The organism is Salinivibrio kushneri, from assembly GCF_005280275.1.
GTDB lineage: Bacteria > Pseudomonadota > Gammaproteobacteria > Enterobacterales > Vibrionaceae > Salinivibrio > Salinivibrio kushneri.
Map to the genome: position 1 here is coordinate 1,285,174 of NZ_CP040021.1, position 26,226 is coordinate 1,311,399.

Annotated in this window: 26 protein-coding genes; 11 read left to right on the top strand and 15 right to left on the bottom strand. The window is 49.7% G+C overall.

What is annotated here, in order from left to right; translation table 11 throughout:
- Positions 1–56: 56 nt before the first annotated feature.
- From FCN78_RS06185 to FCN78_RS06195, 3 genes are read right to left on the bottom strand one after another with little or no spacing between them, the layout of a single operon-like run.
- Positions 57–833: a heme ABC transporter ATP-binding protein gene (locus FCN78_RS06185; RefSeq protein WP_077658600.1), complete on the bottom strand. Its 777-nt coding sequence runs from the start codon at positions 831–833 to the stop codon at positions 57–59.
- Positions 833–1,867 carry a FecCD family ABC transporter permease gene (locus FCN78_RS06190; protein WP_077658601.1) on the bottom strand — a complete coding sequence of 345 codons (1,035 nt, stop codon included), beginning with the start codon at positions 1,865–1,867 and terminating at the stop codon, positions 833–835. The genes FCN78_RS06185 and FCN78_RS06190 overlap by 1 nt, the downstream gene beginning before the upstream one ends.
- Positions 1,867–2,709, bottom strand: coding sequence for a heme/hemin ABC transporter substrate-binding protein (locus tag FCN78_RS06195; RefSeq protein WP_069361288.1), 843 nt, complete (start codon positions 2,707–2,709; stop codon positions 1,867–1,869). Before FCN78_RS06195 ends, FCN78_RS06190 begins: the two co-directional genes overlap by 1 nt.
- 200 nt (positions 2,710–2,909) lie before the next feature.
- Between FCN78_RS06195 and FCN78_RS06200 the strand changes: the two genes are divergently transcribed.
- From FCN78_RS06200 to FCN78_RS06220, 5 genes are all read left to right on the top strand, one after another.
- Positions 2,910–4,964, top strand: coding sequence for a TonB-dependent hemoglobin/transferrin/lactoferrin family receptor (locus tag FCN78_RS06200; protein ID WP_077658602.1), 2,055 nt, complete (start codon positions 2,910–2,912; stop codon positions 4,962–4,964).
- Positions 4,965–5,044: 80 nt separating this feature from the next.
- On the top strand, positions 5,045–5,581 hold the full coding sequence (gene hutX / locus FCN78_RS06205; RefSeq protein WP_077658603.1) for a heme utilization cystosolic carrier protein HutX: 537 nt from the start codon (positions 5,045–5,047) through the stop codon (positions 5,579–5,581).
- A 2-nt stretch (positions 5,582–5,583) separates the two neighbouring features.
- Entirely contained in the window at positions 5,584–6,153 is a 570-nt protein-coding gene (gene hutZ / locus FCN78_RS06210; RefSeq protein WP_077457919.1) for a heme utilization protein HutZ, read from the top strand.
- Between the two features lie 137 nt (positions 6,154–6,290).
- Entirely contained in the window at positions 6,291–6,761 is a 471-nt protein-coding gene (locus FCN78_RS06215) for a DUF2947 domain-containing protein (protein WP_077522174.1), read from the top strand.
- A 141-nt stretch (positions 6,762–6,902) separates the two neighbouring features.
- Positions 6,903–7,346 (top strand): hypothetical protein, encoded by a 444-nt coding sequence (locus FCN78_RS06220; RefSeq protein ID WP_131825554.1) that lies wholly within the window; start codon positions 6,903–6,905, stop codon positions 7,344–7,346.
- A gap of 91 nt (positions 7,347–7,437) precedes the next feature.
- Here the strand turns inward: FCN78_RS06220 and panP are convergent, their stop codons facing one another.
- From panP to ugpB, 7 genes are all read right to left on the bottom strand, one after another.
- Positions 7,438–9,084 carry a pyridoxal-dependent aspartate 1-decarboxylase PanP gene (gene panP, locus FCN78_RS06225; protein WP_077648799.1) on the bottom strand — a complete coding sequence of 549 codons (1,647 nt, stop codon included), beginning with the start codon at positions 9,082–9,084 and terminating at the stop codon, positions 7,438–7,440.
- A gap of 224 nt (positions 9,085–9,308) precedes the next feature.
- Positions 9,309–9,830, bottom strand: a complete 522-nt coding sequence (locus FCN78_RS06230; RefSeq protein WP_069361282.1) for a hypothetical protein — start codon at positions 9,828–9,830, stop codon at positions 9,309–9,311.
- 190 nt (positions 9,831–10,020) lie between these two features.
- Positions 10,021–10,845, bottom strand: coding sequence for an HAD family hydrolase (locus tag FCN78_RS06235; RefSeq protein WP_077599857.1), 825 nt, complete (start codon positions 10,843–10,845; stop codon positions 10,021–10,023).
- A gap of 21 nt (positions 10,846–10,866) precedes the next feature.
- Positions 10,867–11,970, bottom strand: a complete 1,104-nt coding sequence (locus tag FCN78_RS06240) for a sn-glycerol-3-phosphate import ATP-binding protein UgpC (RefSeq protein WP_077658605.1) — start codon at positions 11,968–11,970, stop codon at positions 10,867–10,869.
- Complete coding sequence (gene ugpE / locus FCN78_RS06245; protein ID WP_069361280.1) at positions 11,971–12,819, bottom strand: sn-glycerol-3-phosphate ABC transporter permease UgpE; 849 nt, start codon at positions 12,817–12,819, stop codon at positions 11,971–11,973.
- The gene (gene ugpA, locus FCN78_RS06250; RefSeq protein ID WP_077658606.1) at positions 12,819–13,700 is read right to left on the bottom strand and encodes a sn-glycerol-3-phosphate ABC transporter permease UgpA; all 882 of its coding nucleotides are present in this window, start codon (positions 13,698–13,700) and stop codon (positions 12,819–12,821) included. Before ugpA ends, ugpE begins: the two co-directional genes overlap by 1 nt.
- A 78-nt stretch (positions 13,701–13,778) precedes the next feature.
- The gene (gene ugpB, locus FCN78_RS06255) at positions 13,779–15,083 is read right to left on the bottom strand and encodes a sn-glycerol-3-phosphate ABC transporter substrate-binding protein UgpB (RefSeq protein ID WP_077648803.1); all 1,305 of its coding nucleotides are present in this window, start codon (positions 15,081–15,083) and stop codon (positions 13,779–13,781) included.
- Positions 15,084–15,362: 279 nt separating this feature from the next.
- Between ugpB and FCN78_RS06260 the strand changes: the two genes are divergently transcribed.
- Positions 15,363–16,097: a glycerophosphodiester phosphodiesterase family protein gene (locus FCN78_RS06260; RefSeq protein WP_077605262.1), complete on the top strand. Its 735-nt coding sequence runs from the start codon at positions 15,363–15,365 to the stop codon at positions 16,095–16,097.
- 61 nt (positions 16,098–16,158) lie between these two features.
- Complete coding sequence (locus FCN78_RS06265; protein ID WP_069361276.1) at positions 16,159–16,923, top strand: DeoR/GlpR family DNA-binding transcription regulator; 765 nt, start codon at positions 16,159–16,161, stop codon at positions 16,921–16,923.
- Between the two features lie 82 nt (positions 16,924–17,005).
- Here the strand turns inward: FCN78_RS06265 and FCN78_RS06270 are convergent, their stop codons facing one another.
- The 5 genes from FCN78_RS06270 to FCN78_RS06290 all read right to left on the bottom strand — a co-directional run bounded on the left by FCN78_RS06270 (position 17,006) and on the right by FCN78_RS06290 (position 22,290).
- On the bottom strand, positions 17,006–18,271 hold the full coding sequence (locus tag FCN78_RS06270; RefSeq protein WP_235607517.1) for an ABC transporter substrate-binding protein: 1,266 nt from the start codon (positions 18,269–18,271) through the stop codon (positions 17,006–17,008).
- Positions 18,271–19,719, bottom strand: coding sequence for an ATP-binding protein (locus FCN78_RS06275; protein WP_077457903.1), 1,449 nt, complete (start codon positions 19,717–19,719; stop codon positions 18,271–18,273). The genes FCN78_RS06270 and FCN78_RS06275 overlap by 1 nt, the downstream gene beginning before the upstream one ends.
- The gene (locus FCN78_RS06280) at positions 19,709–20,428 is read right to left on the bottom strand and encodes a response regulator (protein ID WP_069361274.1); all 720 of its coding nucleotides are present in this window, start codon (positions 20,426–20,428) and stop codon (positions 19,709–19,711) included. The genes FCN78_RS06275 and FCN78_RS06280 overlap by 11 nt, the downstream gene beginning before the upstream one ends.
- Positions 20,429–20,704: 276 nt before the next feature.
- Positions 20,705–20,806 carry a MetS family NSS transporter small subunit gene (locus tag FCN78_RS06285; RefSeq protein WP_100297978.1) on the bottom strand — a complete coding sequence of 34 codons (102 nt, stop codon included), beginning with the start codon at positions 20,804–20,806 and terminating at the stop codon, positions 20,705–20,707.
- Complete coding sequence (locus FCN78_RS06290; protein WP_069361273.1) at positions 20,803–22,290, bottom strand: sodium-dependent transporter; 1,488 nt, start codon at positions 22,288–22,290, stop codon at positions 20,803–20,805. Before FCN78_RS06290 ends, FCN78_RS06285 begins: the two co-directional genes overlap by 4 nt.
- 751 nt (positions 22,291–23,041) lie before the next feature.
- On the opposite strand from FCN78_RS06290, the gene FCN78_RS06295 reads away from it, so the two are divergent.
- The 4 genes from FCN78_RS06295 to FCN78_RS06310 all read left to right on the top strand — a co-directional run bounded on the left by FCN78_RS06295 (position 23,042) and on the right by FCN78_RS06310 (position 26,210).
- The gene (locus tag FCN78_RS06295) at positions 23,042–24,316 is read left to right on the top strand and encodes a patatin-like phospholipase family protein (protein ID WP_077658607.1); all 1,275 of its coding nucleotides are present in this window, start codon (positions 23,042–23,044) and stop codon (positions 24,314–24,316) included.
- Between the two features lie 5 nt (positions 24,317–24,321).
- Entirely contained in the window at positions 24,322–24,879 is a 558-nt protein-coding gene (locus FCN78_RS06300) for a sugar O-acetyltransferase (RefSeq protein ID WP_069361271.1), read from the top strand.
- A 157-nt stretch (positions 24,880–25,036) separates the two neighbouring features.
- Positions 25,037–25,642: a GTP cyclohydrolase II gene (locus FCN78_RS06305; RefSeq protein WP_069361270.1), complete on the top strand. Its 606-nt coding sequence runs from the start codon at positions 25,037–25,039 to the stop codon at positions 25,640–25,642.
- A 106-nt stretch (positions 25,643–25,748) separates the two neighbouring features.
- Positions 25,749–26,210, top strand: a complete 462-nt coding sequence (locus FCN78_RS06310; protein ID WP_077522154.1) for a methyltransferase family protein — start codon at positions 25,749–25,751, stop codon at positions 26,208–26,210.
- The last annotated feature ends 16 nt before the right edge of the window (positions 26,211–26,226 follow it).

Here is a 26,226-nt window from a genome sequence, read left to right on the forward strand (position 1 = left end):
CCCAGCTATGCTCTTGGAGAGTGATATTATTCTCTTCACTGTCGACAACCTTGTTATTAGGTCACTATCAGTGGGCAAGTATGCGTTGGGTGTGTCATTACTGTCAGTGGGTGTTGATAAATCTCAGTCATCTGATGGTGAGTAAAGCATTGCCAAGGCGTTCCCGAGAGAACCATTTCGCCTTGCTTCATAAAATACAGATGATCCGCATAGCGACTGGCTAGGTTAAGGTCATGAAGAACAATGATCACCGTCATGCCTTGGTCAACCAGTGCTCGGCACCGCATTAGCGTTTGGTGCTGGTGACTAATATCAAGAGCAGACGTCGGCTCATCAAGCATCATCATGGCGCGAGTCGGTTCCGTGTGCGCCAATTGCATGGAAATACGCGCCATATGGACTCGCTGCTTTTCACCGCCTGACAGTGTGGGGTAGGGACGATGGGCAAGATGAGATATGTGCCACTGGCGTAACTGAGCTTCGGCTAACGCTTGGATTTGTTTACGGTTTGCTTTCAATGGTGTGCCGCCCATTTCAACAACTTCTCTAACCGTAAAAGCAAAGGTTAACCCACTGGTTTGCGGCAAAAAAGCAACCTGTCTCGCGAATGCGTCGCGAGGCCATGCCTCTCTGGACGCTGACCAAAATGATACGTCGCCTTGTTGGTGTTGCTCACTCATTAGCTGTTTGAGTAAGGTGCTTTTTCCTGCTCCGTTCGGACCGAGTAAGACATGTAACTGTCCACTTTGAAACGCGACATTGATGTCGCGAAGCAGTGGGCGTTGGCCAAGGGTGTACTGAAGGTGTTGAACATGAAGCGCAATACGAGCCATTAGTGTACCATTGTTTGTCGTTGCTGAATAAGCAGCCAAATAAAAAAGGGGGCGCCCATCAAAGCGGTAATGATGCCGACTGGCAACTCCGCTGGTGCGACAATCACTCGGGCAATAATATCGGCAAGCGTAAGCAAAAGTGCGCCTAATACCGCCGATAAAGGGATGAGCATACGATGATCGGGCCCAGCGAGCAGGCGGCCAATATGCGGTACCACTAAGCCAATAAACCCTATTAATCCCGCAGCACTGACGGATATTCCCATCCCGGCAGCGGTTGCAATGATCAGTAAGCGTTTTAGTCGGTGAATATCGATCCCTAAATACGCAGCTTCGTTTTCACCGAGCAATAAAGCATTCAGCTGATGAGCCCGACAATAAGCAAATACCGTGAGGACGACAGCCGCTACGCCAGTTAAACCGATTTGCCCCCAACTGGCCCCGGTTAGGGAGCCCATCGACCACAGTGCGATATCGCGTAGGGTTTGGTTGTCGGCCACATAATTGATCATCCCTAACGCCGCGCCTGATAGCGCACTGATAGCGATACCGGCTAATAGCATGACGGTCACGGACGTGCCCATCGCGGTGGTGCCGATTCGGTATACAAATAGCGTCGCTAAAAGCGCACCGAAAAAAGCGAATAAAGGCACGGATAGGTGAAAGGCCAAATTTATACTGCCAAATGACAATAACAACAGCCCCAATGCCCCGCCGAGAGATGCGCCCCCAGAGACACCGATAATCCCAGGATCAGCGAGAGGATTACGAAATAGCCCTTGCATCAAAGCACCGCAAACAGCGAGCAAAGCGCCCACAAATAAGCAAAGCAGCGTACGAGGCAGCCTGACTTGCTGGACGATAGCGAGTACATGAGGCGCGAGCTGATCTTGCCAAGGCGTTAAACTTTGTAGACTGACCAGCCAACCTAGCTGCCATTGACCAACTGCAATCGAGGTCACTGATACGGCAAGCAACAGAATGAGCAACGCGGGAAAGAGTCGCTGATAAGGGTGCTGTATCTGCAATGACATCACTGATTACGCTCGATTAGCTGTGATTGCACACGAAGCGCCTCATCTAGCGTTTTCAGGCTCAAGCCGCCAACCAATACACTGCCATCAATCGCGAGGATCTTGTTTTGCTGAAATGCTTGGGTTTTTTCCAACAAGGGGACGGCATTGGCAAGTCCCGTTAGGCCGCCCAATTGGTCCAAAGAACGTTGCATCACCAGAATAAAGTCAGGGTTGAAACCGAGCAGCGCCTCGGGTGACAGGGGCTTATAACTGGTAACCGTATTGGCGGCCGGATTCGTCGCGCCGATAAGCTCAATGAGCGTATTGGGTGTTGTGTTCGCACCGGCAATACTTGCGGGACGACCTTGGTGGACGAGCAAGAAAATCCCCTGTTGGGTCGATGTCAAGGCATGACGTTTGAGTTGCGCACGTTTTTCATCGACGGCACGGAGCAGGGGGGCCGCTTCACTTTGTTTGTCTGTGAGGTTGGCGACTTGGGTTATGCGCTGCTTCAGTGCCGCGACCGTCGGTGCACTCGGTAGCGTAACCACCTCAACCCCGGCATTGTCGAGCTTTGTTAACACAGGTTTGGGACCCATTTCGTCAGAGCCCAATAAAAGCGTGGGTGATAATGAGAGCACCCCCTCCACCGCTAGCTGACGGTGATAGCCGATATTGGGAACATCTTTACTATCGAGCTGGCTCGTGGCGTCAATCCCCACAACTTGTTTTTCTGCACCAAGCTCAATCAGTAGATCAGTGACGCTTGCCCCCGCGCTCACTATACGTGGCGATGCAAAAATCGAAAATGAAGCGAGTGTCATCATCAGGGCAAGCAGTCGAACAGCAGCGGTTGCCATGTTTTATCCTTATTTTTCAGAGTCATTCGTGTCTAGAGGTTTATGTGCTGGTTAGATCGTCACACCGTGTGACATCAACGGAGACAATATATTACTCAATACAAACAAGATCAATTATCGTTTGCATTCCTGTTCTCGATCAATAGAATTGCCTTCAAATGATGATAAGTCGCATTTGCAGTAAGGCATAGAGAACCGTTATGAAAACCAGAAAGGATATTTGGACAGTAAAGCATAGCCACCGTGTCGCCCTGGCAGTCGGTGCCGTGTTGAGTACGATGAGTGTTGCGCCTCAGGCCGTCGCTGAGAGTGCCGACAGCCAGTCTAAAGAGGCGAACCCTGTAGAGACGCTCTCTGTCTACGGAAGCCGCATGAGCACACAAAAAGCGAACGCTGGTGTGGCCGTGAGTACCGTATCATTGGAGGAGATAGAGAAACGGCAGGGAAGTAACGTTACCGACTTAATCCATCACTTACCTAATGTGTCTGTGCTGGGCGGTGGGCGTGATGTGGCTCAATCTGTGACTATTCGTGGACTAAGCAGTGAAAACGGCCGCGTCATCCAGTTAGTTGATGGCACCCGCCAGAATTTCTCGGTCGGCCATCGCTCTAGCCTATTCATCGATCCTGAGTTACTCCGTTCAGTCGAAGTGGTCCGTGGCCCTTCCAGTACCTTGTGGGGATCCGGTGCATTAGGCGGTGTATTCGCCCAAAACACCAAATCAGCTAGCGATTTTCTTTCTGGCAGTCAGACCTTAGGTGGTTACCTTAAGCAAGGTTTCCATAGCAACAATAATGCTTCACGCACCAGCGGCGCGGTATTTGGTCGCACGGAGACGGTTGATTGGCTGGTACAAAGTTACTACAACGATAGTGATGATAATCAATTAGGCAATGGCAAAACCTTGTCTTATTCAGCCGAGCGAGAAAAAGGCGGGTTTGCCAAACTGGTGTTTACGCCTTCTTTGGATCACCAGTGGACGTTCACTGCTCGTCAAGGCGAACTTGATGATATGTCTCCATCAAATCCCTCAGTCAAAGAGCCGTCAGGTTCTTATCCGTTAGTATACCGTGAAACAAGGGACCAGAGCCTTTCCGTTGCCTACGATTATAGCCCCGCCAGTCATTGGGTCGATATTAACTCTCAGTTGTATTTCAATAATACTGAGATGAAAGAGCACCGTGTTGCATCGCAAGAACGTGACAATAATGAGACCCAAACCATAGGCTTCTCTATCACGAATACGTCCAACATAAAAAATATCGATTTAATTACAGGTCTGGATTTATATCGCGATAGTTATGAAACAAAACGTGATGACAGTAGTGCACCTGGAGAGCGTCCAGCAGGACAAGATGCAAATGCAGAAAGTATAGGGGCGTTTGGTCAAATAAATATTCCTGTATTCGACCAGCTTCGTTGGCAAGCGGGTGTTCGATTTGACTCATACCAAGGTGAAGATAATCGACCGACATCACTGGATAGTGAGAGCCGCGATCATGCATGGTCCCCATCGACGGCATTGACATGGAATGCAACCGAACAGCTAGCATTGACTGCCAGCTATCGCGAAGCTTTTCGCGCACCGAGCTTAGAAGAAATGTATGCCAGTGGTACTCATTTTACTACTCACATGGGGATTAACCAATTTGTCCCTAATCCGGACTTGAAACCCGAGCACAGTGCCAACAAAGAATTAGCCATCACGTACCGATTTACTCCGACGAGCTATGTCGATAACGCCTATGTTGATGCGCGCCTGTTCCGTAACGATGTTGACGATTTTATTGATATGAACGTTGACTTCATGGGCGGCACAACAACGCGCGAAAACGTTCAAGATGCCAAACTTGAAGGCATCGAGCTAAGCCTTCATCACCAACTCGGTGGTTTTACCAATAATCTAAGCTACAGCCAAACTGAAGGGAAAGACAAAGAGACCGGCAGTTACCTCGATAACATCCCAGCCCACAAGTTTGTCGCAGAAACCGACTATGCGCTGGCGACGTTACCAGTGAGTATTGGCGGTCGAGTCTCTCATTATGCCGAACAAACCGACACTAACGATGCCAAAACTTATGACGGCTACACCTTGTGGGATGTGTATGCAAGCTATAGCCCTAATGGCGAGTGGGATGGTGTGAAGTTCGATCTCGCGATCGATAACTTGACCGATGAACAATATACCCGAGCCTGGGCGCAAGTAGCCTCTCCTGGGCGTGATATTAAACTCAATGTTCGTTACCAATTTTAATCAAACACATACAAAGGGCAGGTAAACGCCTGCCCGCACTGATAGCACCTATCACAATACAAATAGGCTGGGAGTGATCAATGACAACCACCACGTTAACGGAACAGGTCAGCGCATTACTGAACGACAATGCCTCGATGCTACCTGCCGATATGGCAACAACTCTGGGGGTGAGTGAGGGGGAAGTGGTACGCGCTATGCCCGCAGACTATCAAACTTGGGTTGAGGGGCAGCATGCTGAAACCGTGCTCATGAAAGTGGCCGAATGGGGTGGCCCGGTCACGGCGATTGTGCATTCCGGCGGCTCAATCTTTGAAGTAAAAGCGCCGTTTCCCAAAGGAAAAATCGCTTACGGCTATTACAACTTAATGGGTAAGCCCGGCGAGATGCATGGCCACCTAAAGCTAGAGCGTATGGCGGGTATTGCTTTTGTCAGCAAGCCCTTTCGCGGCAAGACAACCCATTACATCGGCTTTTTCACCGAGCAGGGGGATTCAATCTTTAAGATTTACTTGGGGCGTGATGAAAAGCGTCAGCTTCTCGGCCATCAGGTTGAAGCATTCCATCAACTAAAAACGCAGTTAGCGACCTCAACACCAACAGACCTGGAGCAATAATTATGGATCAAGCGACGAAACAACAACGCCTACAAAACCGCCTTGGCCCTGAAATTAAAGAATTTCGTGAAAACTGTCGTACCTTGCAGCTCGCAACCGTCGATGCGCAAGGAAAACCTAACGTGAGTTATGCGCCATTTGCACAGCTAGAGGACGGTTTTTATATTTTAATCAGTGAAATAGCTCGCCATGCGCGGAACTTACAACAAAACCCTCAGGTCTCGTTGATGATGATCGAAGACGAAAGCGGCGCAAAACAAATTTATGCGCGCCAGCGTCTCAGTTTCGATGCCAATGCTGAATTAGTGATGCGTGACACCACGGCGTGGCAAACGGGGATTTCGGCGCTGTCCCACCGCTTTGGCGATATTATCGACAGCTTAAGCGGGTTGGCTGACTTCCATTTATTCCGCCTCAAGCCGGAAAACGGCCTTTATGTCAAAGGGTTTGGTCAGGCCTTTCAGGTTGGCAGTGATGACTTTGTCGATATGGTACACCTTGATCAGGGCCATCGAAAACTTGGCGACAGCCAGGATGTTCGTTCGACGGATGAGATAGCGGTTAACGACTAACCGAGTACGCTTTCCTCAAACGGCAATGTGTGATGCATTGCCGTTCTTGTGTCGCTTCAATCGGGCTTTACTTGGTAACAACCCAGTGATGAATATGATAAAGTTGCCGGCATCATAGAGCGTATAACCTGATTAACATGAATTATCTCCCGTTGTCTGAATATAAAAGGAAGTGGATCTTTACCCACCAGTCTTTACCTATTCCCGAACAGGAGCTGGCTGATATTAAACCCATGACAGAAGCTCGCGCCGCGCAGTTATGGCAAGAATTTATCAGCAAAGACAGCCCGACACCGGATCATTTTGGCAAGCAAGATTGGCCGACCCATCAAAGTGTTTGGACCCAGCGGCTGGTTTGGCAACAAGCCTGGGATGATGACGGTGACCTTCCTGATGAGTTTCTCGCTCACTTTCCATGGGAAGACAACATCACGGTCTACTTTTGTTATGACAAACACAATATCGTCGAAACGCACTGGGGGGTGTTTAAACGGTATTGGAAAAACTTTCTGTTCTACGACGATAAGCCTATTTTACTGGGGCGTCGGCGTAAGGAAGTGGCGATGTTTGAGCAATCAGGAGAAGTGGTAATTGGCAAGCGTGACTGACCTCAAGTTATCAGTGGTGGTGCCGTTATAAGTGATAGCAAGACGTCATTGTGACAGTAGACATGGTTTTATGGCGCAAACCTCTTGATAAGTAGCCTTAGAGAGAAGAGTGGTATTTGGTGCTGAGCGTAGGAAGAAGCGATGATTAGGATAATGGCAGCGGTGTGCTTGTCGATGTTGTTGGTCGGTTGCTCACTGCCAAAAATGTCGGACTTATGGCGCAATTACAGCACCATTGGCCTCAACGAAGCACTGCGTGGCGCGCAACAAGATCTTATCCATTGCCGCTATGATAAAACACTTGATACGGCGCAGCGTTATACCGTGATTGGTACGGCGCGAGAGAAAACACGTGCGTTTGAGCTAATGGGTATTGTCTACAGCGAACAAGAGAACAGCGCTGAGTTTGATCATACCTTGCAGCGCTTTTTGTTTTCAGAGCCGGGACGGACAATGACGGCCTCTCAGGTGCAGATGCAATGGCGCCAAGCCCAAATTGATATTGAACATCAACGCGAGGCTGTATTGAGTCAAACTCATTGCCTGCAATCGACCGACTCACCCAAAACAGGACCGCTAAAATAGCGCGAATATGACATTGAATCGTGGTTAATCAAATTAAAAAGGCAGCCACCGTAACCTGGCTGCCTTTTTATTATTCGAAACGCACTGACACTTAGGCTTTGAGAATACTCTCTGCCAGGGTCATCAGGCGTGGGTAGGCAAACTCGCTTTCTTTGGCGATTTCACCCTGTTCCGCCAACACTTCTTGCAAAATATCCGTGGTGGTGAGCGGATTGGCCAACACGACACGGAAAACCGTGGTGGTGCGTCGTTGCCATTGTTCTGGGGTGAGACGCGTGCGGGAGACAAAGGTTTTGCCTGATTCGCGCTGGCGCTTTTGAATAAACTTGGTTAAGTCGTTAAGCAAATTATGCATCAACTCAACTTGCTCTTCACTGGCCACAGCCAGTGCGGTTTGTACTTTGGCAGGGACAAAGCGGTAGGTGAGTAGGCACAACTCGGGTACCGAGATTAGCTCAAAATCTGAATGGGCAGTGATCATGTCTGCAAACGTCGCCGCTTTATCAATACTTTGATCAATCAACAACTCATAACCGCGGCGAGAGATAATGTTCATACAAGCAAACACCAACATTGCCATGCCACTACGAGAGCCCTCGAGTGTGTGACTGCCCAGATCTTTTGCTCCTTTACGGAGAATATACTCGGCGTGGTGCTCGATGGATGCGACCACGGACGGATCTTTAAACAGCACCATCCCCGCGCCCATCGGGACATAAAGCTGTTTGTGCGCATCAATGGTGACAGAGTCGGCACGTTCAATCCCACTCAGTTTATGTCGCTGGTTATTCGACATTAACGTCGCGCCGCCCCACGCGGCGTCAACGTGGAAGTGAATGCCCTCACGCTCCGCAATATCCGCCAATGCGTTGAGTGGGTCGATACTGCCGGTTTCTGTGGTGCCCGCGACACCCACGATGGCGACCGGCTTAATATTGTCTCGATTCAGTTGCGAAATGGTGTCTTCAAGTGCATCAATACATATGCGATTTTGGCTATCCGCAGGCACCGAGATCAGTTGGTCGCGACCAATACCCAGCACATCAGCCGCCTTACCCAGTGAATAATGACCACGCTCTGACACCAAAATAGCGAGGTCGCGATAGCCGTAGTGGCGCATCGCGCCAAACAAGCCAGCCTTGTTGATGCCAGGAAACTCTCCGTCAGGCTTGAGGACGTTATTTCGCGCGACCCATAAAGCGGTGATATTCGCCACTGTGCCACCTGAGCAAAAAGCACCGAGTGAATGGTTGGCGCTGTGCATCCAACTCTGATAGAAGGCGTCGTCTTGCTGATAAATCAGGTTATGCAACATGCCAAGCACTTGCCGCTCAAGCGGTGTAAACGCTTTAGAGGTTTCAATTTTGACCGTATTTTGGTTGAGGCCAATCATGATTTTAGACAGTGGCATCAAAAAATAGGGCAGTGCAGAGGTCATGTGGCCGATAAATCGCGGTGAAGCGGTATGTACTGATTGAGCAACGAGTTTCTCGAGCAGAAACTGCGTATGATCAGAGACAAAACTGGGATCTTCAGGGATGGCCGGGTCGCTAAAATCGCGCTCAATATCAGCGAGCGATCGCTCGGTGGCAGTAATATGGTTTTGTAAAAACCGGTTTAGATTCTGAGAGATCGCTTGCTCAATTTGGCTGAGCGTTGAATCTGGGGCTTCGGGGACAGTAAAAATCCGGTGCAAGGTTTCCGGTGTGGCGTCCGCGGCTTTATTGTGTGTTGCCATGACGTTCTTCTTATATCTGCTTGGCTGTCCAAATAGTGACTCTCTCTCAAGCGCATTGAGACTAGGGTCACGATCACTGACTGAAATTAGGCCTCAACATAGCAAAAAAAAGCCAGAGCATCAGGCTTTTTTTACTGAAGGATGACAGCTGAAACAGCGCACGCGATAGAGAGTAGAGTTGATAAGAGGAGCCAGCGATTGCTGGCTCTTACATGAGAGCGTGTTTACTGACACTGACGTTGGTTAATACTGTTCATTTGGTCATTATACTGATTGAGAGCTTTGTCAATCTCTTTTGGATGGCTTAGCAGATCAGCCAGTGCACTGCGAAGGGTATAGTTTCCGTCCATGGCTTCGCCTTGGCGAAAGTTAAACACTTTTTCAGCCAGCGTTGAGGGTGGCAATGAGCTTTGCGCGAGCGTTTTTACGTCTTCTTGACTTAGTTTTAGCCAAGACTCCACCGGTGCTTCCAAATTGAGCTTGGCACTGTCATTTTCTAGATAATAATCAAAAGCTTGTGCATTGAGATTGAAGTGATTTTTTCGGCCTTTCAAGAACCACGCGGCGACCTCATCCAGTGTCGGATCTTTTTTTACTGTCATATCGACCAGCGCTTGGTACCAATTGATCGATGCATCCACATAATCATGATATTTGGCCGAATAACAGTCTGCATTTTTGATAGGGGCAGCGTTTGACATTATTGGCAATAGTGCCGCGACCAGTGCAAGGGCATAGCGTTTCATAACATTATCCTAATCGTTATCGTGTTTGCGCTTTATGATTATACGCACTAACCGTGTGCGGGGCGCAAACAATGAGGTTTGGGCATCTTTGTGAATGATAAAACGCAGATATTGTAGAACGAGCCAGTTACAAAGTTAAATAACACATTGATATAAAAAGCCCTGTAGCAGAAAAGCTGTGACATCACGCTCAGTTAGCGCGTGACATGCCTTGCTGGTTCGACAATACCGACAGCCACTGGCGGGTAAATTCGGCAAAACCAAACCCTCCCGGCGCATCCGTGATCCAAGTTGGCGCGGTGGTCAATGCTGGAAGGTGAGGAGCAATATTCGCAACGCCGACGCTCAGAGGAAAGTGGGCAAACATGTCACTGTCGTTCGGTGAATCGCCAATAAACGCCGCGCGTTGCTGAGCCTGCCCACCGGTGACATTGTAACGCTCTAACCATGCTTGCGCTGCGCGTCGCTTACTATGGGTACCGAACCAAGCATTAATGTGAATCGAGCTGGCTGTTGCATTAATACCCTGTCCATGAAACTCGGCGAGCAATGCATTGATCTCATCTGTGGATGCACGTGACGTATGCTGGCCAATATCAACCGCTACTTCACAAAGGCGATAAGGCTGATCCGCAGCAAGTGCGCGATCTGGATAGCGCTGAAGTAAGCGGTTTACCCAGTCGACGAGGGCGGCTTGTTGTTGGCGGGCGGCTTGATTGATTTTCGTGAAGCGCTGACCGTTTTCTTGCCATAGGATCACCCCACCGTTTTCGCTGATCACCGTATCAACGGGCCACGCGTTAATCATGTGATCGCCCCAGCCGGCGCACGCGCCAGTAACAGGGACAACGTGAATGCCGGCTTCACGGAGATCGGCCATCGCCTTCAGTGTTTGCCAGGGCAGCTCACCTTGCCATGTCAAGGTGTCATCCACGTCAGTAAATAGCCATTGCACGTCACGCCAGCGTGTGGCGTGATCATGCATTGACGAGATGGGCAAACACTGATTCGGCATAGGTGTCGCGATCCTCGTTAATTAAATAGCCGCCACATGGCGATGATTAACCTGACGCAGATTAAGAGCCAGTCGTTTCCCTTGTTCATTGTCAAATACGTGGAGGTCGTCAGGGGAAATCGTCAAGGGAAGGTTATCGCCTTCAACCACCTTACTGTGCCCCTCTAAACGCAGTGTGATGAAGCTATCGGTATCGGTTATATGACCATAAACCAGCAAATCAGCCCCTAAAGACTCGGTCAAGGTGACTGCAAGCGTAAAACTGGCCTGATCGGCCGATACCACTTTTAAATGCTCGGGCCGCAATCCGACGGACACGGATTGTGTATCAACGTCCTGACACGCCGCCAAAACGTGTTTACCTATCGAGAGGGCATCACTGTCGATTTGACCCTCGACAATATTCATCGCTGGAGAGCCAATAAACGTGGCGACAAACAAGCTAGCCGGTGCATCGTAAACGTCTAACGGTGTACCAATTTGCTCAACGTTACCACCATTCAATACCACTAAGCGGTCCGCGAGGGTCATCGCTTCAACTTGGTCGTGGGTAACATAAACGGCAGTGGTATTCAGCTTCCTTTGCAAACTTTTGATTTCTAAACGCATTTGTACACGTAGTTTAGCATCAAGGTTGGATAATGGCTCATCAAAGAGAAAAACCTTGGGACGACGCACAATCGCACGGCCCATTGCCACCCGTTGTCGCTGTCCACCGGACAATTGATTGGGCCGTCTGTCGAGCAGGTGTTCTAGCTCGAGCATCGTCGCAACCTCGGTCACAAGCTGTTGAATGGTCGCTTTGGGTGTGCCGCGGTTTTTAAGGCCATAGGCCATATTGTCGAATACACTCATGTGTGGATAGAGCGCATAGTTTTGAAACACCATGGCAATATCGCGCTCGCCGGGCTCAAGATCATTCACTTTTTTATCGTCAATGACCAATTGGCCGCTGGAAATCGCCTCGAGGCCGGCAATCATGCGCAGTAAGGTTGATTTGCCACAGCCGCTGGGTCCCACCAACACAATCATTTCGCCATCTTTCACTGATAAGTCGACGCCGTGAATGGCTTTAAACCCATTAGGGTAGGTCTTTGCCATCTGTTCTAGGGTTACCGTTGCCATTTACTTCTCCGTTTCCACTAAGCCTTTCACAAAGAGTTTTTGCATGCCGAGCACCACGATCACGGGTGGTAGCATGGCCATCAGGGTTGTTGCCATTACGCGATTCCATTCCACTTCACCGTCGCCGACCGACAGCATGCGCTGAATACTCATCACAATGGTGTAATACTCATCATCCGTGGTGATCAATATCGGCCAAAGGTACTGGTTCCAACCGTATATGAAGGTGATCACAAACAGCGCGGCGATATTGGTACGCGAGAGAGGGAGCAGGATGTCTTTGAAAAACTTGAACGGGCCCGCGCCATCAATCCGCGCGGCTTCAAGCATTTCGCCAGGGACCGTCATAAAAAACTGACGGAACAAAAAGGTCGCGGTAGCACTGGCGATGAGTGGAATGGTCAGTCCCGACATCGAGTTGAGCATGTTCAGGTCGGCAATGACCTGGAACGTAGGCATAATGCGCACCTCCACGGGCAGCATCAGGGTCATAAAAATCACCCAAAATGCCAACATCCGACCCGGAAAGCGAAAATACACCACCGCATAGGCCGATAAAATAGAAATAGCCAGTTTGCCGATCGATATACCCATCGCCATTAAAAATGAATTCCACAGCATGCCGGCAACGGAAATATTTAACTCACGGGATGTCCCTTCGGTTAATACCTCTTTGAACACAGATAAGCCTTTGTCACCAAACCATAACGGCGTGACACCACTGACAAAGGCGCTGCTGTCATGGGTCGCAGCGGTTAACGCTAGCCACACAGGGAGTGCAACCGAGGCCACCCCTAAAATCAACACCAAATGCGAGAACACAGTAAGCCAAGGGCGACGTTCAACCATTAGTAAGCCACCTTCTTTTCAACATATTTAAACTGAATCACGGTTAATGCACCCACGAGGATCATCAACACCACGGATTGCGCGGCGGATGAGCCCATATTGAGGCCGACAAAACCGTCTGCATACACTTTATAAACCAGCGTCGTGGTGGATTGCCCAGGCCCACCTTGTGTCATGGCATGAATCACCCCAAAGGTTTCGAAAAAGGCGTACACCAAGTTCACGACCAATAGGAAAAAAGAGGTCGGAGAGAGCAATGGGAAAATGATGGTAAAAAAGCGTTTTACCGGGCCTGCGCCGTCAATGGCTGCCGCTTCCACCAAAGAGCGTGGGATGGATTGTAGCCCGGCGAGGAAGAAGAGGAAGTTGTAGCTAATCTGCTTCCATGTGGCGGCAATGATCACCATGGTCATGGCATCGCCAGAATGGATAAACGGATTCCAGTCTAAACCCATGGCTTTTAGCGCATGGGCCAATACACCGACAGTGGGATTGAACATGAATAACCACAGCACCCCTGCGACAGCGGGAGCGACGGCGTAGGGCCATACCAATAGCGTTTTATAGCCAGCCGCCCCTTTAATGACTCGATCGGCCATCACCGCAAGCACAAGCGCCGATAGCAGTGCGATGCCTGCAACAGAAAAACTAAATAATAAGGTGGTCAAAAAAGAGCGATAATAGCTGGCGTCTCCCAGCAACTCAGTGAAGTTTTCGCCACCGACAAACTCGGTACTGAGACCGAATGGATCTTCCAACAAGGTGGATTGCCATACTGCCTGCGCCGCTGGCCAGATAAAAAAGATAAAGGTGATCAGCAATTGAGGCGCGAGTAGTAAAATGGGAAACGCACAATGATTAAATGTGGGTTTATTGGACATAGGCTTTCTCAAAAAGTGGAGCGGCAGTTTATACCGCTCCGTCATACAACAAGGTTTTTTATGGAAGGAATTAACTGTCTATTGATTAGCTTTCGCAAACTTTGAAAGCAAGCCATTAGCGCGCTCAACGGCTTCATCCAGCGCTTCTTGAGCCGATTGATCGCCGGACCATACAGTCTCAAGCTCTTCGTTAATCACGTCACGGATTTGCACGAAGTTACCTAAGCGGATCCCTTTCGAAGCAGGCGTTGGTTCGACCTCGGTCATCTGCTTAATTGCGATGTCCGTGCCTGGGTTTTTGGCATAAAAGCCTTGCTTCTTGCTTAGCTCATAGGCGTCGTGGGTAATGGGTAAGTAACCGGTGAACTGGTGCCAGTCGGCTTGGATTTCAGGTTGAGACAAGAAGGAGAAGAACTGGGCGACGCCTTTATACTCTTCTGACTCGTGGCCTTGTAGAACCCAAAGCGTTGCGCCACCGATGATGGTATTTCTTGGCTGCTCAACGGCTTTGTCCCAGTAAGGGAGTTTCGCCACACCAAACTCGAAATCTTTCACGCTTTCACGCACACCGGCATAAGACGCTGACGAGTTCATATACATGGCACATTCACCACTGTAGAACAGCGGAGCACTGTCAGAGCGGCGACCGCCATATTCAAAAATGCCAGCCTGTTGCCAATCCGCCATTTTGGCAATGTGATCCACAAACGGAGACTGGTTAATCAGCATCTTGTTATCGACACTGCTAAAGCCATTGTCATTGGTGGCAATGGGGGCATTGTGGCGAGCGCCGAGGTTTTCAATTTGTACCCAAGATTGCCAACCAGTCGTGAAGCCGCACTGAGCACCATTGGCAAGCAGTTTCTCAGATACTTGCTCAACCTCTTCCCAGGTTTTGGGAGGATTAACGCCAGCTTTAGCAAATAGGTCTTTGTTGTAATACAGCACGGGCGTTGAGCTATTAAACGGCATCGACAGCATATTGCCATCTTCATCTGAATAATAACCCGTGACAGAAGAGAGGTAGTCAGATTGGTCAAACGGGACGTTAGCATTTTCCATCAGCTCATAGACAGGGTACACCGCTCCTTTTGCTGACATCATGGTCGCGGTGCCGACTTCAAACACCTGGACGATATGAGGTTGCTTGTTGGCGCGGAATGCCGATACGGCGCCTGTCATGGTTTCGGTGTAGTTACCCTTGTAGACGGGTTTGACGGAATAGTCATCCTGACTGGCATTGAACTTCTCGGCTATTTCATTCACTTTTTCGCCAAGATTTCCGCCCATTGCGTGCCACCATTCGATTTCGGTTGTCGCGTTGGCAGAAAAAGAGGCCAGCAACAGGGCCGAAGAAAGCGCGGTTAAGCGTTGGGTTTTCATGCGTCACTCCTTTTGAGGATTGGGTAATGTTCATTCGGCAACTTAATGAACAAAAATGAACATAATATGAACCCAAACGAAAAGGGAGATGACAATTGTATGACTTTTGACCGCCGTCTCATGCTGTGTGAAAAAAATGTTAAATAGAGCGTGTTTTGATGATGAAAATGCTGTAACCGCAACCACTTATTCGTAAAAACACTGTCATAGTTACGCGAGACAATGCGGTGAACGCTGTCCTACAATACCCGAATGACCGATTGAAATGAGACTGTTCAAATGAAAATCGCACCACAACAATTATGCGGGCATCGAGGTGTCGCCGCTCATGCACCAGAGAATACGTTAGCGTCTATTTCAAAGGTGCGAGAGATGGGGTTAAGCTGGGTGGAGGTCGATGTGCAATTGACCCAAGACGGGGTGCCCGTGGTGTTTCATGACCACACTTTGTTACGTTGCACGAATGGGACAGGGGCGCTAAAAGATACCGCCTTGGCAGACTTGCAGCAGCTTGATGCAGGCGGACATTTTTCACCCGTGTTTGGGTATGAAAGGGTACCCACGCTCGCGGCCGTTTTAGCCCAAGCGCACCGTGATGCACTTCATATCAACCTTGAGATAAAAACCTACCCGGATAGCGATATTCCTGCCTTATGCCGCGCGATATTTGCTTGCTTGTCGGCAAGCCCTATCAGCACCGAGAAGGTATTAGTCTCGTCTTTTTCTCTTGAAGCACTCGCGATTGTTCGTGATGAAATGCCTGAGTTAGCGCGGGCGATTTTATGGGAAACGATCCCTGACAATTGGCATGAGTTTCGGGACTTAGCGACGTTTAGTATTCACTGCAACTATCGCCACCTCACGCAAGACAAAGCGAAATCCGTGAAAGAATCAGGTTTAGTATTGAAGTGTTATACCCCTAATGAGCCAGCTGAAGTTGACACGTTATGGGCTTGGGGCGTAGATATGATGATCACCGACGACCCGGGCAAATACTTAACACACCCGTGCTAACACAGGGTTAAACGACTCGGTCGATGAGCGGTCGAGCATTTTCTGACAGCAAGGAGCATACGTGCCACAAGAGGCAGAGTTAAATTGGCGTCAGCGCGAAATATTAGCGCAATTAGCAAAAACAGAGCACCTAGAAACGGATGATTTAGCCACGCAGTTTTCGGTTACGACGCAGACGGTTCGTCGTGATATTAATCAGCTTTGTGCGCTGGGCTTAGCTCGACGTCACCATGGTGGCATTAATATGCCCTCTGCGCATGTCAATAGCGATTACCAGCGCCGTTTGCAACGGCACAGTGGTGTGAAAACGGCGATTGCACGGGCCGTGGCCGAGCACATTCCTGAGGGGGCGACCGTGATGCTCGGGATAGGGACCACGGTTTCTGCGATTGCTGAGCAGCTATTAACAAGACGCAACCTTCGCGTGATCACCAATAACGTCCAGATCGCGCACATTTTGGGGGCGAACCCCGACCTTGATATTTGGCTGGCAGGGGGGAAGTTGCGCGCCAATGACCAAGACATGGTTGGCCACTCAGTGCTTCAGTTCCTATCCCGTTTCCAACCGGATATCGCCATTATCGGCTGTGCGGCGGTCAATGAAGAGGGATGGGTGTGTGAGTTTTCACCCGATGAAGCAGATGTCAGTGACACCATGCTTAGCGCGGCGAGTGCGCGTTGGTTGGTGGCAGATGGGTCAAAGTGGCAGCGCAGCGCACCGGTGAAAGTGACAACCTTAAGTCAGTTCGACTATGTGTTCACTAACGATGTACTGAGCAACTATTCGACGCTGCCGCCAGATATCGCTTTTATTCCTTGTGACTAGCGCGATCCCAGCCCTACGCAAGCGCCCATTACCGGTTGAGAAGGGCTGGCTATACCTGTGTGGCGACATACCATAGCGGGGATCACGCTTGCGCGGATAAAATCGCGCGATACAGTGCCTCGGTGGCTTCACGCGGCGTTTGCTCAGGGTTATAGAAGAACTCATTAATCACATCGAACACCGCGCTTTGTACATAACGTGTGGTAGAAAGACCGTGTGACATGCTGGGACTTAAGGTGCCATTCTCCTGCGCATAAATAAACGCATCACGCGATTGCTGTGCACATCGGTCCCCTTGGGGGAGGGGCACATCAAACCGAATAGGCAACGAGCCTTTGTAACGGTTAAAGTCACGCTGGAACTGTGGTGTGAGTAGGTACGAGGCCATGTCTGTTTGGCTTTGTCGCTCACTTTGATTATTGGGTTTGAAAAACACAAAGCTGTCGACGTTGTAACTAAAGGCTTTTCTTGTTCCCGGGAAGGCGACACAGGTAAAGGCGTTGCCTTCTTGTTGGTTGGCGGCAAAAAACTCGCCTTTAGCCCAATCACCCATCACTTGCATACCCGCTTGATTTTCAATGAGCAGGCGTGTGGTGTCGCTCCAGTTGCGCCCTTGGCCTGAGTCATCCACGTATTGGCGCATCTTCGCCAACAGGGTAAAGGCTTTAACCACATCGTCACTCAGCAGCGCTTTGCGGTCAAAGTCTAAAAAGGCTCGTTGATAATCTTGTGGTCCCAACACTGATAGCGCCAAACTGTCGAAAAGTGTCGCGACCTGCCATGGCTCGCCGCCTAAGGCGAGTGGGATATAGCCTGCTTGCTGCAGTTTATCGGCGGCAGCAAAAAAGCTATCAAAGTCGGTCGGGATGTCGGCATTGGCCGCTTCAAAGGCGCGTAAGTTGACCCACAGCCAATTCACGCGGTGAATATTGATGGGCGCCGCTACATAGTTACCTTGGTACTGCATGACATCACGTAGTGGGGCAGGGATTTTATCTTCCCAGTGTTCCGCTTCCGCAATCTCATTGAGGTTGCGTAAAAAGCCTAAACGGGCCCATTCGGTGATCTCTGGCCCTTTGATTTGTGCCGCAAGGGGCGGGTTACCACTGATGGCACGGATCCTCAGGGTGTTCATCGCGCTTATCCCTGCGCGACCACCGACCGCGAAGTCTTGCCATTGATGGCCTCGTTGCTCAATACCTTCTCGCAAGACAGAGGCGGCTTTGGCTTCACCGGCAGATGTCCACCAGTGTAAAACTTCAACATCACTAGCGGACACTGCAAGGCTGTAGGTGGCAAGCATGCCACTGATGATCCAGTGAGAGAGGTATCTATTTAAGCGTGCCATTATTCTTCTACCCGCGGAAAACTGATATCAACTTGCAGGCCACCTTCACTGCGGTTACTAAGCACCATATCTCCGCCATGCGCGTGGATGATATCGCGTGCAATCCCCAAACCAAGCCCGGAACCGTCGTTATCATCGTGTAAGCGTACATAAGGGTCAAACACTGAGTCGAGCGCTTGCTCAGGAATACCTGGCCCTTCGTCAATCAGGGTAATATCTAATGTGTGTTTGGCGTCCATGACGTAAATCGTCACTTTATCACCGTATTTCACACCATTATCAATTAAATTGGATAAGCAGCGTTTAAAGGCGAGTGGCTTGCAAGTAAACGGAGGCACCGCGTCACTTTCAATACTGACTCGGATACGGTTTTGATTGTGTGGTTCGACAATCATCGCCAAGAAATCAATGACATCAATAGCCGCCATGTTTTCATGGATATCGGTGTCTCTGACGGTTTGTACCGCGCCTTTAACCATGATTTCAAGATCATCTAAATCTTTATTGAGCTTCGCTGCTTGTACGTCGTCATCGATTAATTCTGCCCGTAAACGTAAGCGGGTGATGGGCGTTTTTAAATCATGCGACATGGAGCGGAATAAGGTCTCACGCTCACGCAGGTGGCGTTGTAAGCGACGCTGCATACGGTTAAACGCTCGTGTCACAATCGCGATTTCAGCCGCGCCTTCTTCCTTAAGCGGTGGCTGCTCGATATCGGTGCTAAATAAGTTTGCTGCTTTAGCGAGTCGTTTCAATGGTCGAGCTTGCTGGCGAATCAAGATGTAAGTAAAAAACAGTAATAGCGCAGTGATCACCACAATAAAGACCACTTGATCGGCGGTAATCAGGGTGTCGTCGAGCGTCACATAGGGCGCAGGCAACAACGCGGCGATATAGATCCACTCATCTTGTTTCAGCTCCATTTGTACCACCAAAATGGGTGGGTTTAATGGCTCTAAACTTAACGTGTGATGTGCCCAGGACTTGGGCAAGTCTTGCAATAAAATGTCGTTATTCAGCACGCGTAAGGTTTCAGGGCGCGAAAAATCAACATCAATCGTATTCAATGACGGGAGCTGCTCATGGAGAATGCCCGATACGGTGCGGGTCGCGACTTTTTTCGCCTGTGTCTCTTCAATGGGCGTGATTTCGATTTTTTCTTTGTTGAAGGAGACAAAAAACCGTGTCCCGCCCATATTCCTTAACTGGTTAAGCGCAACATGCCGGTAAGCAACGGGCAAGGATTGAAAAAAGGTGGTGGTTGAGGCAAACATGTTAGCCAAGCTCGCCGATGCGGACTCTAATCCCTCTAGCTGGGTTCGCTTTGACTGGGTATACCAGATTGACGTCGCGATCCCTTGTGCTAAGACCACGGATAGCAGCGTTAATAGCAGGGTTCTGGAAAGCAAAGAGCGGGGGATCAGCTTTTCTAGCCAGTCATGATTCATATTGGATCTCAGCCACAAACATATAACCCGCACCACGCACGGTTTTAATCAAGTTCGCTTTGCCAGTATCACGTAAGCGCTGGCGTAAGCGGCTAACTTGTACATCGATGCCACGCTCTTGCGCCTGAGCATCGCGGCCTCGTGTCGCTTGGCTAATCGCATTACGATCGAGCAATTGGTGTGGGTGGTCGATAAACAACATCAGCAGGGCATAATCAGACGCCGACAACTCTATTTCCATACCTGTGACAACGTGATGCAATTGCTGGGTGGCAGGCTCAAGACGCCACTGGCCGAACCGAATCGCTTTGGGTCGGGACAAGGTGGTTTCCTGCAATTGCTGGGTGCGACGTAGTAATGCACGAATACGGGCGATCAATTGGCGCGGACTAAAGGGCTTGGCGATATAGTCATCGGCGCCTAACTCTAACCCTACAATTTGATCGGTTTCGTCTGACACGGCGGTGAGCATGATGATAGGCACACTCGAATCTTTACGAATACTTTTGCACAGGGTAAAGCCATCATCCCCTGGAAGCATCACGTCGAGTAAAATTAAATCCGGGTATTGGACAGCCAGTTTAGTTTGCATCTCATGACCGTTTTGCGCGGTCATGACTTCGTAACCCGCTTTGGTGAGGTAAGCTTGGAGAAGCTCACGAATTTCGACATCGTCGTCGACCACTAAGATGCGTTTGGCTGAAGCCATATCGCCATTGTCCTCGTTGTTATAGTCAGTGTCCCCATTATCGGTGCTTTATCGTTGAGATGCTACAAACAAAGCCGCACTTTGTGTAAATAATCAGCGACTTGTTGATAGCCGTATTGGTGATGATGTCAGAGCAGACACCCAGGAGGGGTAAAGGTATAAAAAGGCAGATAGTGCATCGCATGACGACGCGAGAGCGTGAAAAAGACAAAGCCCTCCATTGAAGAGGGCTTTGGTTGACATCACAGTGTGTTATGAACCGTGACGCGCTATTCGCTATTCGCTATTGCTGTGCATGGCTTTACGAATACATAAAGCCGCGCCACCCCAAGTGACGGCAAAGCCGATAAGCATCATGATAATTGCGCCTGTTGTCATGCGTCTGTCTCCATATCGCGAGCAGGGGGTGTGGTGCTATTAACGATAATCCCTACCACAAGCATGGCAGCGACCAAGCCCCAACCTAGGGTCAGTAATTCGAATTGTGCGTAACCACCGTAGCCTTCGTTGAAGGTGTCAATCAGGTTTTTCACCAAGATCACCGCCAGCATAATGGGGCTGATAAAGCGGATACAAATTTCCATCCACTGTCCCACGCTGAACTCAGAGATACGGTTAGCATATTGACGGATGTCTGATAGTTTAACCAGCCAGCCGACCAAGAGTAGCTCAAGCAAGCAGCTTGTGAGCAGTGCAACGTTGTTAACAAAGTAATCGACCAAATCTAGCAGCAACAAACCGCCGTTAGTGGCGAACGCCATTGAGACGACAAAACCCACACCACAGACGGCTGTCGCCGCTTTTTGGCGAGTCACATTGAGTTTGTCCATGATGGATGATGTGACGGCTTCGATGATGGAAATGTGCGAACTCAAGCCAGCAACAACCAACGCCAGGAAGAACAGCGGGCCAAGAATATAAGGGATAGGGAGCAGATTAATCGCCGCGGGTAAGGTGACGAACGCTAGACCAACCCCACCACTGACCACGTCGGTGATCCCTTTGCTCTGCTCCGCGGCCATATAACCAAGAATGGAGAAGATCAGCACGCCGGCGACAATCGAGAAACCACAGTTGATCAACACCGTCATCAAGGCGTTATTGTTGACGTCAGACTTTTCTGGCAAATAGCTAGAATAGGCAAGCATGATGGCAAAGCCCACTGACAGTGTGAAGAAGATCTGTCCGTAGGCGGCGGACCACACACTGGCATCGGCCAATTTGCTAAAGTCAGGCGAGAACAGATAGTTTAAACCATCTAGCGCACCAGGCAGCATTACCACGCGGCCAATGAGCAACAACACCATGACAAATAGCAAAGGCATCATGATTTTGCTGGCTTTCTCTATGCCGCCTTTCACGCCACGGAAAACCGCTGCATAGGTGATAGCCCAAGCGATGATCATTGGAATCGCGATGTGCCACTGCCAATCACCCAAGCTGGTGGGAGAATTTTCCCCGAGTTTTAGGTAATCGGAGAAGAAGAACGCGTTGGTATCCGTGCCCCAATCTTGGCCAAACGAAAAGCCAAAGTAGGAAATGGCCCAGCCAATCACGGCCACGTAGTAAATCCCAATGGTGGCCGCGATTAAAACTTGAAACCATCCCAGCCATTCAAATTTGGTATTGAGCTTGGAAAAGACCACGGGCGATGAGCCGCGCAGTTTTTTCCCTAGCCCAAATTCCATAATCATAAATGGAATACCCGCGGTGAGCATGGCGAAAAGGTATGGAATAAAAAAGGCCCCGCCACCGTTCTCATAGGCCATGTAAGGGAACCGCCAAATATTCCCTAGGCCGACTGCTGACCCCACGGCAGCCAAGATAAACCCAGCGCGTGAGCCCCATTGTTCTCTTTTCATATCTACTTACTCCTTTGCGAATCGCCTTTCTTTACGTCCATCCAAATATGCAGTGTTGTGAGGCTGCGTTTTTTGGGTCGATATGAAAGAAATAGCACATTCCCGCAATATTGATTTTTAACTTCCTGTTGCCCGAATGTTGAATTTTTTATCTAAAGCGGGCAGTCATTGCACATTAAGCACAGCGTGAGGGTAAATCAATAGCCTTAAAACCAACAAGTTAGCAATAAAATGGGGGTTAACCTGCTATCTGTGCATATAGACAGATATAAATCATGTCTTTTTGCGATAAAGTAGTTAAATGAGCTGTCTAAATTGTCAATAACTGGTGATTAATGGTTATTTTTTGTCGGTCGCCAATTGATGAAAAAAACAACGGGAATACGTATCGAGCCCGTGCCACAGCGCCAAAAAACATGATCTCATTAGCAGAATTTTAGGCAACAAAGACGCACACTAAACATGGTTTATACTTGTTATAGCAGCGTGATCATCTAGGAGAACATCATGAATACGACCCTCACTTATGCATTGCTGACGACAGCCTGCGCACTCGGCCTTATTTTTACATTTGCCGCCGTGGCGGTGCTGGCATAAACATCACCGAGGTGGCCGCTAGCTCGATAACGATGCCACGGCGCGCTAAGCGCTAGCACAGTATCACACGACGCGTTAGACTATGAGCTATAGCTAACTAAAAATATTCAATAAAACATAAGCATAACGCTAAGTGTGATGGTAAGGGGCGAACGTGGTAGAAACTAATCAAGCCGTGCAGCCCACGGTATTGACCGACAACGCGTTGACCGCTAGTGCACAGAGCGGGACGCGCGCGCGGCCGCAGCGCATCGCCCTAGTGCTTCAAGGGGGCGGACAACGAGGCATTTTTACAGCCGGTGTGCTAGATGCTTTTTTAACCCACCGATTTGATCCTTTTGAGCTTTATTTTGGCACCTCAGCGGGTGCGCTTAATATGAGCGCGTATGTGTGTCAGCAATATCAATATGGCTACCGCTTTATTACGCAGCTCACCACGCAAGAACGCTTCTTCCATTTGATGAAGTATGTGCGTCGCCAGCATTACATGGACTTGGATTGGGCGCTCGATACGGCCTTGCCGGGCAAAGAAACCGCGTTAGATATGGAAGCCGCGCGGCGCCACCTGCAAAGCCGCTATGCCTACGCGTGTGCGACAGACGTCGATACATTGCAACCGGCCTTTTTCTCACTGACAGAAGACAGCTGGCCAGATGCTCTGAAAGCGACCTGTGCGATACCGCTTCTTTACCCGCATCCGGTGACTATCGGGACGCACCGCTATGTCGATGGCGGGGTCACCGCGGCGATCCCGGTAAAGGAGGCGTTCGCGCGCGGGGCAGATATTATTGTGGTTGTACGTACCGAGCCTGTGATAGAGCAAGAAAAGCGCGATGACGAAAACCGCCGCTTTCTTGAGACACTGCGCGAACGCTTTGAGGCGAAAAGACCGCAATTTAAGCTCTCCGACTATTTATCAAATTTTGAGTCGAAATATCGACTCGCCCGCTTTGAAACCTTCCAGAAAGAGCTGAGTAAGCAGCTCGGGGAACTATCAGAGCGCTATAAGTCTAGCCGCGAGCAACTGGTTAATCGTGTGCGCGACAGCATGAAAGAAAAAGCGATGCAAAATGGTGGTCGTTGGCTGTTTGGTGGTGACACGATTTATCGGTTGCAGTCTTTATCGGGCAAACCATTGAATACGGAAATGCTCAAGATGCTGACCACGCATTACCAAAGCTACCAAAGTGAACTGCAGTTTTTGGCGTCACCGCCAGCGCGTGCTCAGATAGTGCAAATTGCGCCGAGCGCGCCGCTGCAAAGCAGTGCCTTGCTGAGTAAGCCGGCGGCATTAGAAGCCGACTATCAGCTGGGGGCCTCGCTGGGAAACCAATTCTTGCGTGAATACGGTGACTCGCTGGTCTCTTTGTCGACAGTGGATAACCCCGGCTTTGAGTCAACGTCGTTACAAATGCCGCATCAAGGGTAGCGCCGATGACAGAGTTTGAAAAAATGCAACGCGGCCTGCCTTATTGTCCCGCGGATGAAGAGCTGACTTTGTTTCGATATGCCGCGCGTCGACTTTGCCAACAGTTTAATCGACTTGATCCTGAAGATGCCGCCAGTTTAGCCGTGGTAACCACCAAGCTATTCGCCCGTATTGGCGATAACGTTGAAATCGATGCGCCTTTCTTTTGCCATTATGGGATGAATATTCATCTTGGCAGTAATGTAAGCGTCGGTCCCAATTGCACCATTTTAGACGGCGCGCACGTCAGTATTGGCGATAATGTGAGTATTGGCCCTAACGTGGGGATCTATACCACGCGTCATCGCGTATTACCGCTAGACATTGCCCGAGGTGAATGTGAGTCCTCTCAAGATGTCATCATCGGTAATAACGTCATCATCGAGGGAAATACCGTGATAAAAGCGGGTGCGGCGATCGGTGAAGGGGTAGTGATTGAAGCCGGATCAGTGGTTGATGCGGACATCGAACCCTTTTCTATTGTGGCTGGTAATCCGGCTGCGGTCGTCCGTCGTTTGCAGTGATGAGGGTAGAGACAACGCGACAGGTGCCTCCCAACACGATGTTATCGCATCCTCCCTATAAATGTTATAATATAACATTTTTGAATTGGCATACTGATGTGGGTGTAGTAATGTTAGCGCCCTCAATCGGGTATCAGCAGTAAGAGATAGACGCAGAATGGTTAAAGTTAGGGCCCGAGTGCCGTTGAAAGTCGGGGTGGGAAGTCAGATCCCAGCAGAGATCCTTTCCTTCCATGGTTTAGAATCTGAGCAAGAGCACGTCGCGCTAATTTTCCAACAAGCCGATAAGAAAGCTGATCCGCCTTTAGTTCGTATGCATTCCGAGTGTTTAACCGGTGATGTCTTCCATTCCTCTCGATGCGATTGTGGTGAGCAACTTGAAGAAACCATCCAAAAGATGGGTGAAGATGGCGGTATTATTCTTTATTTGCGCCAAGAAGGGCGCGGGATAGGGCTGTATAACAAGCTGGATGCCTACAAGCTACAAAGCGAAGGGATGACGACGTATGAAGCGAACAACCACTTGGGGTTTGCCGATGACTTGCGTGATTTTTCCGAAGCGGCGCAGATGCTAAAAGCGTTAGACGCTCACCGTATTCGCTTGATTACCAATAACCCCAAAAAGATCGAAGAGCTACAAGCGGCAGGGATTACTCTCAAAGAAGTGATTGGCACCAAAGCCCACCTTAAAGACGGTAATCGTAACTATCTTAAGGCAAAGATTGAGCACGGCAAGCATCGTCTCAATATTGAGCAAGATTAAACATTCGTCGATAAAAATGGGCTAAATTGCTCGCAGGGCAGTGACAATCACTGCCCATATTCGCTACATTATTGCCATTATATCAGTCATTGCTCAAGGACGAGTCATGCGTGTGCAAACATGGCATTATCTCTTTCCCCCATTGCCCCCTGTGGCGATGCTCATTGCGGTTGCAATTGGCTTATTACTGAGCCATTTCTTTCCTTTTTCGCTGGTGCTGGGTGCGCCGATTTGGGCTGCCTTGCCTCTGGGGTTAGCTGTGGGGTTATTAGCCGCAGCTAAATGGGCGTTCCATCGCCATCACACCACACTTGATCCGCTGCAAATGCCTTCAGCGTTGGTGACCACTGGGATCTATCGTTATACCCGCAACCCCATGTATCTGGCGTTGGTACTCATCATCGCTGCGGCTGGGCTGTATTTTAATGCGCTATGGTGCTGGGGGATGATTCCCGCTTTTATGGCCTACCTATCCGCCACATTTATTCCTGCTGAAGAAGCCCGTTTATCACGCCAATGGCCTGATGATTTTGACGCTTATGCAGCTCGTGTCCGACGCTGGCTTTAGGATTAGTTAAACTAAT

What these genes read in the sequence shown, in the direction of transcription:
- FCN78_RS06240 (WP_077658605.1), bottom strand. Translation starts at nt 11,970, where the DNA reads ATGGCAACGGTAACCCTAGAACAGATGGCAAAGACCTACCCTAATGGG.
- FCN78_RS06200 (WP_077658602.1), top strand. Translation starts at nt 2,910, where the DNA reads ATGAAAACCAGAAAGGATATTTGGACAGTAAAGCATAGCCACCGTGTC.
- FCN78_RS06185 (WP_077658600.1), bottom strand. Translation starts at nt 833, where the DNA reads ATGGCTCGTATTGCGCTTCATGTTCAACACCTTCAGTACACCCTTGGC.
- FCN78_RS06275 (WP_077457903.1), bottom strand. Translation starts at nt 19,719, where the DNA reads ATGAATCATGACTGGCTAGAAAAGCTGATCCCCCGCTCTTTGCTTTCC.
- FCN78_RS06300 (WP_069361271.1), top strand. Translation starts at nt 24,322, where the DNA reads ATGACAGAGTTTGAAAAAATGCAACGCGGCCTGCCTTATTGTCCCGCG.
- FCN78_RS06195 (WP_069361288.1), bottom strand. Translation starts at nt 2,709, where the DNA reads ATGGCAACCGCTGCTGTTCGACTGCTTGCCCTGATGATGACACTCGCT.
- ugpB (WP_077648803.1), bottom strand. Translation starts at nt 15,083, where the DNA reads ATGAAAACCCAACGCTTAACCGCGCTTTCTTCGGCCCTGTTGCTGGCC.
- ugpE (WP_069361280.1), bottom strand. Translation starts at nt 12,819, where the DNA reads ATGGTTGAACGTCGCCCTTGGCTTACTGTGTTCTCGCATTTGGTGTTG.
- hutX (WP_077658603.1), top strand. Translation starts at nt 5,045, where the DNA reads ATGACAACCACCACGTTAACGGAACAGGTCAGCGCATTACTGAACGAC.
- ugpA (WP_077658606.1), bottom strand. Translation starts at nt 13,700, where the DNA reads ATGTCCAATAAACCCACATTTAATCATTGTGCGTTTCCCATTTTACTA.
- FCN78_RS06220 (WP_131825554.1), top strand. Translation starts at nt 6,903, where the DNA reads ATGATTAGGATAATGGCAGCGGTGTGCTTGTCGATGTTGTTGGTCGGT.
- FCN78_RS06305 (WP_069361270.1), top strand. Translation starts at nt 25,037, where the DNA reads ATGGTTAAAGTTAGGGCCCGAGTGCCGTTGAAAGTCGGGGTGGGAAGT.
- hutZ (WP_077457919.1), top strand. Translation starts at nt 5,584, where the DNA reads ATGGATCAAGCGACGAAACAACAACGCCTACAAAACCGCCTTGGCCCT.
- FCN78_RS06270 (WP_235607517.1), bottom strand. Translation starts at nt 18,271, where the DNA reads ATGGCACGCTTAAATAGATACCTCTCTCACTGGATCATCAGTGGCATG.
- FCN78_RS06230 (WP_069361282.1), bottom strand. Translation starts at nt 9,830, where the DNA reads ATGAAACGCTATGCCCTTGCACTGGTCGCGGCACTATTGCCAATAATG.
- FCN78_RS06260 (WP_077605262.1), top strand. Translation starts at nt 15,363, where the DNA reads ATGAAAATCGCACCACAACAATTATGCGGGCATCGAGGTGTCGCCGCT.
- FCN78_RS06290 (WP_069361273.1), bottom strand. Translation starts at nt 22,290, where the DNA reads ATGAAAAGAGAACAATGGGGCTCACGCGCTGGGTTTATCTTGGCTGCC.
- FCN78_RS06310 (WP_077522154.1), top strand. Translation starts at nt 25,749, where the DNA reads ATGCGTGTGCAAACATGGCATTATCTCTTTCCCCCATTGCCCCCTGTG.
- FCN78_RS06215 (WP_077522174.1), top strand. Translation starts at nt 6,291, where the DNA reads ATGAATTATCTCCCGTTGTCTGAATATAAAAGGAAGTGGATCTTTACC.
- panP (WP_077648799.1), bottom strand. Translation starts at nt 9,084, where the DNA reads ATGGCAACACACAATAAAGCCGCGGACGCCACACCGGAAACCTTGCAC.
- FCN78_RS06235 (WP_077599857.1), bottom strand. Translation starts at nt 10,845, where the DNA reads ATGCCGAATCAGTGTTTGCCCATCTCGTCAATGCATGATCACGCCACA.
- FCN78_RS06280 (WP_069361274.1), bottom strand. Translation starts at nt 20,428, where the DNA reads ATGGCTTCAGCCAAACGCATCTTAGTGGTCGACGACGATGTCGAAATT.
- FCN78_RS06190 (WP_077658601.1), bottom strand. Translation starts at nt 1,867, where the DNA reads ATGTCATTGCAGATACAGCACCCTTATCAGCGACTCTTTCCCGCGTTG.
- FCN78_RS06285 (WP_100297978.1), bottom strand. Translation starts at nt 20,806, where the DNA reads ATGACAACAGGCGCAATTATCATGATGCTTATCGGCTTTGCCGTCACT.